The organism is Actinokineospora guangxiensis (assembly GCF_042657845.1).
Lineage (GTDB): Bacteria > Actinomycetota > Actinomycetes > Mycobacteriales > Pseudonocardiaceae > Actinokineospora > Actinokineospora guangxiensis.
Genome location: NZ_JBHSKF010000022.1, coordinates 92,297 through 101,826, shown reverse-complemented (window position 1 = coordinate 101,826; position 9,530 = coordinate 92,297). Strand labels below are relative to the sequence as shown.

Annotated in this window: 8 protein-coding genes and 1 pseudogene; 5 read left to right on the top strand and 4 right to left on the bottom strand. The window is 71.6% G+C overall.

The features are described from left to right. The 3 genes and pseudogenes from ACFPM7_RS30430 to ACFPM7_RS29515 form a co-directional block, all read left to right on the top strand. Positions 1-120 (top strand): annotated as a pseudogene (locus tag ACFPM7_RS30430) (IS30 family transposase); the annotation flags it as partial. Positions 121-407: 287 nt separating this feature from the next. After that, a complete protein-coding gene (locus tag ACFPM7_RS29520) occupies positions 408-1,043 on the top strand; it encodes a DUF2238 domain-containing protein (protein ID WP_378251117.1) in 636 nt (211 codons plus the stop codon). Positions 1,044-1,071: 28 nt separating this feature from the next. Continuing rightward, positions 1,072-1,356, top strand: coding sequence for a hypothetical protein (locus ACFPM7_RS29515; RefSeq protein ID WP_378251116.1), 285 nt, complete (start codon positions 1,072-1,074; stop codon positions 1,354-1,356). A gap of 94 nt (positions 1,357-1,450) precedes the next feature. Here the strand turns inward: ACFPM7_RS29515 and ACFPM7_RS29510 are convergent, their stop codons facing one another. Beyond that, complete coding sequence (locus ACFPM7_RS29510; protein WP_378251115.1) at positions 1,451-3,598, bottom strand: putative Ig domain-containing protein; 2,148 nt, start codon at positions 3,596-3,598, stop codon at positions 1,451-1,453. Positions 3,599-4,002: 404 nt separating this feature from the next. On the opposite strand from ACFPM7_RS29510, the gene ACFPM7_RS29505 reads away from it, so the two are divergent. Both ACFPM7_RS29505 and qcrB read left to right on the top strand, forming a co-directional pair. After that, entirely contained in the window at positions 4,003-4,833 is an 831-nt protein-coding gene (locus ACFPM7_RS29505) for a MerR family transcriptional regulator (protein ID WP_378251114.1), read from the top strand. 232 nt (positions 4,834-5,065) lie between these two features. Then, positions 5,066-6,652, top strand: a complete 1,587-nt coding sequence (gene qcrB / locus ACFPM7_RS29500; RefSeq protein ID WP_378251113.1) for a cytochrome bc1 complex cytochrome b subunit — start codon at positions 5,066-5,068, stop codon at positions 6,650-6,652. Between the two features lie 13 nt (positions 6,653-6,665). Here qcrB and ACFPM7_RS29495 read toward each other — a convergent pair whose 3' ends face one another. The 3 genes from ACFPM7_RS29495 to ACFPM7_RS29485 form a co-directional block, all read right to left on the bottom strand. Continuing rightward, the gene (locus ACFPM7_RS29495) at positions 6,666-7,076 is read right to left on the bottom strand and encodes a RidA family protein (RefSeq protein WP_378251111.1); all 411 of its coding nucleotides are present in this window, start codon (positions 7,074-7,076) and stop codon (positions 6,666-6,668) included. 85 nt (positions 7,077-7,161) lie between these two features. Next, a complete protein-coding gene (locus ACFPM7_RS29490; protein WP_378251110.1) occupies positions 7,162-8,562 on the bottom strand; it encodes a glycosyl hydrolase in 1,401 nt (466 codons plus the stop codon). Between the two features lie 70 nt (positions 8,563-8,632). Continuing rightward, complete coding sequence (locus ACFPM7_RS29485; protein ID WP_378251109.1) at positions 8,633-9,142, bottom strand: GNAT family N-acetyltransferase; 510 nt, start codon at positions 9,140-9,142, stop codon at positions 8,633-8,635. Positions 9,143-9,530 lie beyond the last annotated feature (388 nt).

The following is a 9,530-nucleotide window of genomic DNA, read 5'->3' as shown; positions in this document are numbered from 1 at the left end:
CCCCGCTACATGGCCGCCATCGCCGCCGAGATCAACGACCGACCCCGTAAGATCCACGACTGGAAGAAACCCAGCGAGGTATTCACCGAACTCCTCGCATCACATGCTTCCACCGCCTGAACTCACCGAGTTAACCGTGAAAAAGCTGCCCAGCGAGGATTGTTGAGTGATCAACTCCGAATGCCGCAATCGCGGCACTCCTCGCCAACGCCGCTTCAGCGGAGAATCCGGGCTCGGTGCATACTTGTAGGTCGGGTTCGGCGCCGGTGAAACCGGTCCGGAGTTCTTCGCCGCGCGTCTCCGATTCGTCCGTGTGGAGTGCGCGGGAGTGGAAGGCTCACGCACTCGCTCGCGGCGGAATCACCATCGGCGATCAGGACAACCCGTGCCGCGCCTAAGATCTGCCGATGACAACGGTCTCCCGGCGCGAAGGCGCGCTTCTGCTCGCGGTGGTGGTGGCGGCGCTGGTCTGGTCGGCGGTCGGGGCCAAGAGCCTGGGCACCTGGGCGCTGGAAGTGGTCTGGATCTTCCTCGGCGCCCCGCTCGTCCTGCTGTTCCGCCGCCGCTTCCCGCTGACCCGCCTCAGCTGCTGGCTGCTCGTCATCCACGCCGTCGTCCTGTGCTACGGCGCCCACTACACCTACGCCGAGACCCCGCTGGGCGACTGGTTCCGCGACTGGCTCGGCCTACAGCGCAACAACTACGACCGCTTCGCCCACGTCGTGCAGGGCTTCGTCCCCGCGATCCTGGTGCGCGAGCTGCTGCTGAGGCTCACCCCGCTGCGCCCCGGCGGGTGGACGCTCACCCTCGTCACCTCGGTCTGCCTGTCGATCAGCGCCTGCTTCGAGTTCGTCGAATGGACCGCCGCCGTCGCGCTCGGCGCGGGCGCAGACGACTTCCTCGGCACCCAGGGCGACGTGTGGGACACCCAGTGGGACATGTTCCTGGCCCTCTGCAGCGCGCTGCTGGCCCAACTCCTCCTGCGCGCCGTGCACGACCGCCAACTGGCGGACCGGAGGCGCGGACAAGGCGGCGGCCGATGAGGCTGATGTGCTCGCGAGGATCGCGGAGATGCCCGAGGCGGATCGGGTGCTCGCCGAGCGGGTCCACGCGGTGGTGGCCGCGGCGGCCCCGAAGCTCTACTACGGACAGCCCGCGTACGCCAGGAAGGGGAAGGTGGTGTGCTTCTTCCGCAGCGACCAGATGGACAAGGAGCGCTATTCGACCTTCGGGTTCAGCGCGGAGGCGAACCCCGACGCCCCGAGCGGGCTGTGGCCGACGTCGTACGCGCTGACCGATGTGGACGAGAAGGGCTGGGAGGCGTTGTCCGCGTTGGTGGAACAGGCTCTCAGCTGACCCCCGGCGTCGGGAGCGCGGGCTCGCGAGTCGCCCGGGTCCGGTGCCGAGGGCCGTTCCCCGCGGGCTTCGCGGGGAACGGCCCGTCATTCGGTCAGAGCCGCTGCCACAGGGCAGGCACCGCCGCCGGCGTCCACCCCGGCTGGGACGTGTGCGGCTGGAGGCACCGGTAGGTCGCGCCCTCGTAGGTGACGGTCGCGCCCGCGGCGTAGGCGGTCCACGGCGCCCACGCCGTGCCGCCGCCCCCGGCGTCCACGCGCCAGGCGAAGGTGGCCGTGCCGGACGCGCTCGCCGAGTCGGTCGCCGTCACGGTCACCGTCGTGGTGCCCGCGGTGGTGGGCGTGCCGCTGATGAGTCCGTCGGGGCTGACCGACAGGCCCGCGGGCAGGCCGGTGGCGGTCCAGGCGTACGGCGCGGCGCCGCCGGAGGCGGACAGCCGCAGGGACACCGCGGTGCCGACGGTGCCGCTCTGGTCACCCGGGCTGGGCACGGTGACCTGGCCGCCGCCCCCGGTGATGACCCAGTCGAACTGGATCGACGTGGAGCCGCCCGTCGCGCCCGTGACACTGGCCGTCACCCGGTACGCGCCCGCGGTGGTCGGGACGCCGTTGACGACCGCGGTGTCGGAGCCGTCGGCGTCCAGGGGCAGGCCCGGCGGAAGCCCGTCGACGGTCCAGGTGTACGGGCCGCTTCCCCCGGTGACGGTCAGCTTGACGCCCGCCTCCACGCCCACGGCCCCGGTCAGCGTGCCCGGGTTCGGGATGGTGAGGTCGCCGCCCGCGTCGGGCGCGACGGTCCAGCCGAAGGTGGCCGATCCGGAGCGGCTGCTCGCGTCGGTCGCGGTGACGGTGACCTGGTAGGTGTTCGCCGCGGTCGGGGTGCCCGAGATCCGGCCGGTGGCGGGCGAGAGGGTCAGTCCGGCGGGCAGGCCGGTGGCCGACCAGGTGTAGGGCGGCGTCCCGCCGGTCGCGGCGAGCTGCAGGCTGGCCGGGCTGCCCACGGTGCCGCTCTGGCCGCCCGGGTTGGTGACCGCCACGTCGGCGGGCGCGTCCTGCTGCACGAAGAGCAGCCGGTTGGGCGAGCCGGTGCCGGGGTTGGTGATCTTGCCGGTGCTCGCCCTGTCGATCATGGCCTGGTTGGTCTGCGGCACCGTCGCGCTCGGGTTCGCCGCGAGGTAGAGGGCGACCGCGCCCGCCACGTGCGGCGCGGCCATCGACGTCCCGCTGATGGTGTTGGTCGCGGTGTCGCTGGTGTGCCAGGCCGAGGTGATGTCCTGCCCCGGCGCGAACAGGTCGGTGCAGGTGCCGAAGTTGGAGAACGAGGCGCGCACGTCGCCGTTGGTGCCGGCGTTGACCGTCAGCGCCTCGGTGACCCGGGCGGGCGAGGTGCCGCAGGCGTTGGTGTTGGAGTTGCCCGAGGCGATCGCGTAGGTGATGCCGGAGGCGATCGAGTTGCGCACCGCGTTGTCCATGGCGGTGGAGGCGCCGCCGCCCAGGCTCATGTTCGCCACGGCGGGCTTGACCGCGTTGGCGGTCACCCAGTCCACGGCGCTGACGATGCTCTGCGTGGAACCGCTGCCCTGGCAGTCCAGCGACTTGACCGCGACCAGCCGCACGCCCTTGGCCACACCGTGGGCGGACCCGCCCACGGTGCCCGCGACGTGCGTGCCGTGGCCGTGGCAGTCGGTGTTCGCGCCGCCGACGGTGTTGGTGCCCCACGTGGCTCGGGCGCCGAAGTCGCGGTGGGAGGTGCGGATACCGGTGTCGATCACGTAGGCGTGCACGGTCGACGCCGTGTTCGGATACGTGTAGGCGCTGTTGAGCGGCCGGTCGCGCTGATCGATCCGGTCGAGCCCCCAGGACGGCGGGTTCTGCTGGGTGTCGGCGAGCCGCACGACCCGGTTCTGCTCCACCGCGGCGACGGCCGGGTCGGCGGCGAGCCTGCGCGCCTGCCGCTCGGTCATGGTGGCGGCGTAGCCGCGCAGCGCGTGCCGCCAGGTCGCGGTGACCGTGCCGCCGTAGCGCTCGGCCATGGACTCCGCGGTGGGCCCGACGGCGGCCATCGTCGTCGTGCGCTCCTTGAGGACGATCAGGTAGCTGTCACTGATGGCGCCGTGGGCGCCCGCGCCGAGGATGGCGCCCTCCGCGACGGCGGGGGCGGCCATCGTCAGCGACAGGGTGGTGGCGGCGGCCAGTGCCGGGACGGCGAGCCGCCGTGCCCAGGCCACGCGGGACTGTCTCATCGCGGTGTCTCCCTCAGGACAAGGGTTTCTCCCGGCCGGGGTCGCCGAACGGGAGAGGGTGCAGGGTAGGGAACGTGGTCGCAGGTAACCGCGTATCGCGCGCTTTCGCTACGGCCGCGGACGAGGTTGCGCCGATCAGCACATATGGTATGGACCAATTGTCGCGGGTGGTATCGACCGCGGACGGCGATGTCCGGCAGGCATAGGCGGTGCCGATAACGGAACCTGATGGCCGCGGCTGAGCGAACCCGCTGGGACATCGAGAATCTCGACGCTCTCGGAGTTTCCACGCCGCGGTCGGCGGCGTCGGGTGGCCAGTGTGGACGACGACCTGGCGCGGACCGCGTCCTGGCCGAGAGGGCGGTGGGGAGCCCACGCCCGGGGCGGGGTGTCACACTTCCCGGATGGACGGCAGGACGACCGCGGAGCGGACCTGGACGGCGGGCCAGGTCGCGGCCCGGCTGCGGATCGCCGAGTCGACCCTGCGCGCGTGGCACCGCCGCTACGGGGTGGGCCCGCACCCGGCTCGGCCCGGCCAGTACCGCCGCTACAGCGCCGACGACGTCGTCCGCCTGGCTCGGATGGGTGAACTCATCGCCGCCGGGATGCCCGCCGCGGACGCCGCGACGGCCATCGCCGAAGCGGGCCCGCCGGTGGATGAGGTGCTGGCCGCCGTGGTGCGCGCGGCCCGCGCGCTGGACACCAGCGAGTGCGTCCGGCACCTCGGCCAGGCCCTCACCCGGTGGGGTGTCGTGCGCGCCTGGGCCGAGGTGTGCCTGCCCGCGCTGGCAGCCATGGACGACGACCAGCGCGGCGACACCGACTGCATCGCCTGCGAACACGCGCTGACCTGGGCTGTCACCGCGGTCCTGCACACCGTTCCCCGGCCGCCCGCCGCCGCCCCCGCCATCATGCTCAGCTGCGTCGAGGCCGAACGGCACAGCCTCGGCCTCGAAGCCCTCGCCGCCGCCCTCGCCGAACAGGACGTTCCCACCCGCATGCTCGGCGCGTCGATGCCCACCGCCGCGCTCGCCCACGCCGTGCGCACCAGCCAGGTCGACACCCTCGTCCTCTGGGCCCAGCACCCCGGCACCGCCCGCGCCGACACCGTGCGGTCCATGACCCGACTGACCCGACGAGTCGTCCTCGCCGGCCCTGGCTGGCGACGACCACTGACCCGCGCCGACCGCGTCACCAGCCTGGCCGAAGCCCTCGACAGCCTGCGGGTGACCTAGGCCGGTGCGGATGCGGTGTGGCCAGAGGGTGACGGCGGCCCCGTGACCTGGTGGCGGAGGGCGCCTGGGTCGTAGCGGGTGGCCACCGCCCGGTGCTGCGGTGACGGCGCCGGGCGATCAGGGGTGTGCGACCCGCGCCGCCAATCCGGCTCCCCGTCGGCTCCGAACTGATCGTGTTGCATCGCTCGTGCAACGGTCTGAAGATGGAGGGCGACGCGGAGGGAGCCACGACATGGCGCATCACCCGCCACCGACGAGGGCGCGGCGCGGTCTGCGGGCGGGTGCGGCCGCCGCCCGGTGGGCCGATGACCGCTATCACGCGGCGGGCGGCCTGCGCAGGCAGATCAACAAGGTCTTCCCGACGCACTGGTCGTTCCTGCTCGGCGAGATCGCGCTCTACACCTTCATCGTGCTGCTGCTCAGCGGCGTCTACCTGGCGCTCTTCTACGACCCCTCGATGCGCGAGGTCGTCTACCAGGGCTCGTATGTGAACCTGCGCGGGATCGAGATGTCGCGGGCCTACGAGAGCACGCTGGAGATCTCCTTCGACGTGCGCGGCGGGCTGCTGGCCAGGCAGATCCACCACTGGTCGGCGCTGCTGTTCGTCGCGGCGATGATCGTGCACATGCTGCGGGTGTTCTTCACCGGCGCGTTCCGCCGTCCCCGCGAGCTGAACTGGGTCATCGGCGCGCTGCTGCTGATCCTGGGCATGTTCGAGGGCTTCTTCGGCTACTCGCTGCCCGATGACCTGCTCTCCGGCACGGGTATCCGGGCGACGCTGTCGGGGATCGTGCTGAGCCTGCCGGTCATCGGCACCTGGACGCACTGGGCGCTGTTCGGCTCGGAGTTCCCCGGCACGGAGATCATCCCGAGGCTCTACACCCTGCACATCGTGATCCTGCCCGGGATCATGCTGGCGCTGATCGGTGTGCACCTGGCGCTGGTCTGGTACCAGAAGCACACGCAGTTCCCCGGCGTGCGCGGCAAGCGAAGCGCCACGGAGACGAACGTCGTCGGGGTGCGGATCATGCCGGTGTTCGCCCTCAAGGCGGGGGCGTTCTTCGCCGTGGTCACCGCGGTCTGCGTCGTCATGTCCGGGCTCTTCCAGATCAACCCGATCTGGAACCTCGGCCCCTACAACCCCGCCCAGGTCTCGGCGCAGTCGGTGCCCGACTTCTACATGATGTGGGCCGACGGCCTGCTGCGGATCTGGCCGCCCTGGGAGATGTACCTCGGCGACTACACGGTCCCGGCGGTCTTCTTCGCGGGCGTCGGCGGGCTCACGGTCATCTTCGCCCTGTTCCTCGCCTATCCGTGGATCGAGCGCAAACTGACCGGCGACACCGCCCACCACAACCTGCTCCAGCGGCCCCGGGACGTCCCCGTGCGCACCAGCCTCGGCGCGATGGCCCTGTCCGCCTACCTGATCATGACGCTGAGCAGTGTCAACGACACCATCGCCCTGACCTTCAACATCTCGCTCAACGCCACCGTCTGGGCCGGTCGCATCGGGCTGCTCGTCGTGCCGCCGCTGGCCTACTACCTCACCTATCGCATCTGCCTGGGCCTGCAGCGCTCCGACCGCGAGGTGCTGGACCACGGCGTCGAGACCGGCGTCATCCGCCGGGAACTCACCGGCGGCTACGTCGAGATCCACCAGCCGCTCAACGGCCACCACCTCACCTACCAGGGCGCACCCGTGCCCAAGAAGATGAACAAGCTCGGCGCGGCGGGCCGCCCGGTCCCCGGCAGCCTCCTCACCCCCGACCCGGCCGGCGAGGTGGCCGCGACCGAGCGCGCCCGCGCCGAGCGGTCCTGAGGCGGCGTTCCGGTCAGCCCGGCAGCGCCGCCGTGAGGTCGACCTCGACCAGTTGGCCGCCGAACCCGAGCTGCGCGACCCCCAGCAGGGTGCTCGCGCTGGTGAAGGCCGCCGCCAGCGGCGACCGCGTCAGCCGCTCCCACGCCGCGCCCAGCACCGACCTGTCGTCGCTGACCACGTAGACCACCGTGCGCACGACGTCGCTCGGCGCGGCTCCGACCGCGCCGAGCGCGATCATCGCGTTCGTGACGACCTGGTCGATCTGGGCGTCGATGTCGTTCTCGCCGACCAGGGCGCCAGTCGGGCCGATGGGGCACTGGCCCGCCAGGAAGGCCGTCCGGCCCGCCTCGACGACGGTGATGTGGTGGTATCCGGGGGGTGTGTGCAGGCGATCGGGGTTGACCCGGGTGATCCTGGGGGGCATGGGGCAAGCATGCCCGGCGGCGTCGCTGTCCGCCCGCGGTGTGAGCTGCGGGGACGGCGGGTCGGGCAACGGTGGGGGAGTCGGCTCAGCCCGAGTGGGTCCAGCGCTGCCAGGCGTTGGCGTTGCAGTCCCAGATCTGCAGGCGGGTGCCGTTGGCCGTGGCGCCGCCGGGGGCGTCCAGGCATCGGCCGGAGCGGGGGTTGCGGAGGTGTCCGTCCGCTGTGGTCTGCCACTGCTGGGCCGGTGAGCCGGTGCAGTCCCAGAGTTGGACGAGGACGCCGTTGGCGGTGCCCTGGCCGGTCGCGTCCATGCACTTGCCGAGCGCGCGGAGGGTGTCGCCGGAGCGGGTCCAGCGCTGGGCGGTGGTGCCGTTGCAGTCGTAGAGCTGGATGGGGGTCCCGTTGGCGCTCGACGCCGCCGCCACGTCCACGCACTTGCCGCCGACGCCGGTGATGCGTGCGCCCGCCGTCGCGCCGGGGATGCCGAACTCGCCCTGGTTGTGCACCCGCGGGTGGAAGTAGGCCGCCTGGATCTCGGCGTTGGAGTTGTTGCCGCGCAGGTGTTCTGACCACACCATGAAGTAGGACCAGCGGGGCTGGCCGTCCAGCAGCGACGCGGTGGGGACCTTGCCCATCTCCGCGATGGCGATGGGCTTGCCCTGCGCGATGGCCTGGATCTGCTGGTAGTCACCCGCGCTGGGGTGTGCCTTGTACCAGACGTCGAGGGAGACGACGTCCACGTAGTCGTGTCCCGGGTAGTACGCCGCCCAGTTGCCCGCCGGGTTGTCCTGCACGTTCCACACCCAGATCAGGTTGTCGAGTCCCTGGGCGGCGAGGTGGTCCCGGGTGAGGCGGAACAGCCGCGCGCCGCCGTCGGGTCCCGGCCTGCCGCCCCACCACGGCCAGGTCTCGTTCATCTCGTGCAGGGGACGGAAGAGGACGGGGACGCCGGCGTCCTTGAGCTGGCGCAGGTAGGGGACCACCTCGTCGAGCCTGCGCTTCCACGCGCCGTTGAGCCCGGTCCCCTCGGTGACGATCTGGCGGAACTGCTCCGGGGTGACGCCGGTCTTCACGCCGCCGTCGAACTCGCACGTGCTGCCGCCGGTCGGGGTGCAGACGTGCCAGGTCAGGGTGACGAGGGAGCCGTTGGCCCATTCCTGCTTGGCCTGGTCGACCACGCGCTGGCGGGCGGCGACGTCCGGGGCGCGGAACATGAGGTCGCCGCCCCACAGCCCGGGGTACTGGCCGGTGATGTCCTTGACCTGCTGCGTGTACTGGCCGGGCAGGCTCGCGGGTTCCTTGTTGTGCTGGCCGGAGACCACGAACCGGCCGGCCGTGGAGGCGAGGTGGTCGATGACGTTCTGCCGGGTGGAGGGCGGGAACGCCTCCGCGCTGTCGGGTGCGACGGTGAGCGGGACGCCGACGGCGGCTGCGAGAGCCAGCGCGGCGAGTGCGGTCCGGGGACGTGGGGGAGCGGTGTGGCGCACTGCCTACCTCCTGCGGTGCGGGGGGTATGGTCTGAACCACATCGGAGGTTAAGTAAGTTACTTAACTTTGTCAACGCAGGTCGAGCCACATGATGCGCAGGCCGACGTCGCCCTCGACCGGGTGGCGGAACGCCCCGGGCGCGGTGCCGATGGTGGTGAACCCGAGGCTCTCGTAGAGGCGGACCGCGCTCGTGTTGGTGTCCACGACGGCGTTGAACTGGACCGCCGCGAACCCGGTGCGCCGCGCCCAGGCGATCAGGTCCGTGGCGAGCGCCCTGCCGACGCCCGTGCCCCGCGCGTGCCTGGAGACCATCAGGCTTCCGGACGCGACGTGGCTTCCGGGGCCGGGCCGGTTGGCGTACATGGTGGCGGTGCCGCGCACCTCGGCGCCCGCGACGGCGACGACCACTCTGGCAGGCGCGGGCAGCAGCCACGCCTGCCGGGCCTCGTGCTCGCTCATGCCGGGGTCGTAGGGGAAGGTGTGCTGCTCGGTGACGATGTCGTGGATGATGGGCCAGATCCGGGGCCAGTCGTCCCCGTGCGCTTCGCGGATCGTGACGACCCGGGCGGTGTCAGCCACGGGGCCCACCGCCGATGATCATGTGAGGCGACCTCATCGCCCCACCCTGCTGGCCGCCGGTCCGCGGGTGCAACCGCAATACGCCTCCCCGCCCGCGGTGGGCGCTGCCCGGTGATCGGGGTCACCTGCGGCAAAGGTGCACGGCAACGAGTGAATCGTGCGTCCATTCATGTATCACGAATCGGTCAAGGTGACCGATGGTGACCGCTTCGGCGAGCGATCCCGCGCCGATCGTCACTCGATCCAGCGGTCAAGTGGACAGGCGATCTACAGAGCAGAGCGGTGGGCCACACCGGAGGGTGAGTCGGATTTCGATTGGGGCGCTTGGGTGTTGATAGCTTGCGTCCGCTCACCCGCCCCGGCTGCGTGATCGGCAGCCGGACCGCCT

Coding starts and splice junctions, on each gene's coding strand:
- ACFPM7_RS29520 (WP_378251117.1), top strand. CDS start 408: ATGACAACGGTCTCCCGGCGCGAAGGCGCGCTTCTGCTCGCGGTGGTG.
- ACFPM7_RS29515 (WP_378251116.1), top strand. CDS start 1,072: ATGCCCGAGGCGGATCGGGTGCTCGCCGAGCGGGTCCACGCGGTGGTG.
- ACFPM7_RS29510 (WP_378251115.1), bottom strand. CDS start 3,598: ATGAGACAGTCCCGCGTGGCCTGGGCACGGCGGCTCGCCGTCCCGGCA.
- ACFPM7_RS29505 (WP_378251114.1), top strand. CDS start 4,003: ATGGACGGCAGGACGACCGCGGAGCGGACCTGGACGGCGGGCCAGGTC.
- qcrB (WP_378251113.1), top strand. CDS start 5,066: ATGGCGCATCACCCGCCACCGACGAGGGCGCGGCGCGGTCTGCGGGCG.
- ACFPM7_RS29495 (WP_378251111.1), bottom strand. CDS start 7,076: ATGCCCCCCAGGATCACCCGGGTCAACCCCGATCGCCTGCACACACCC.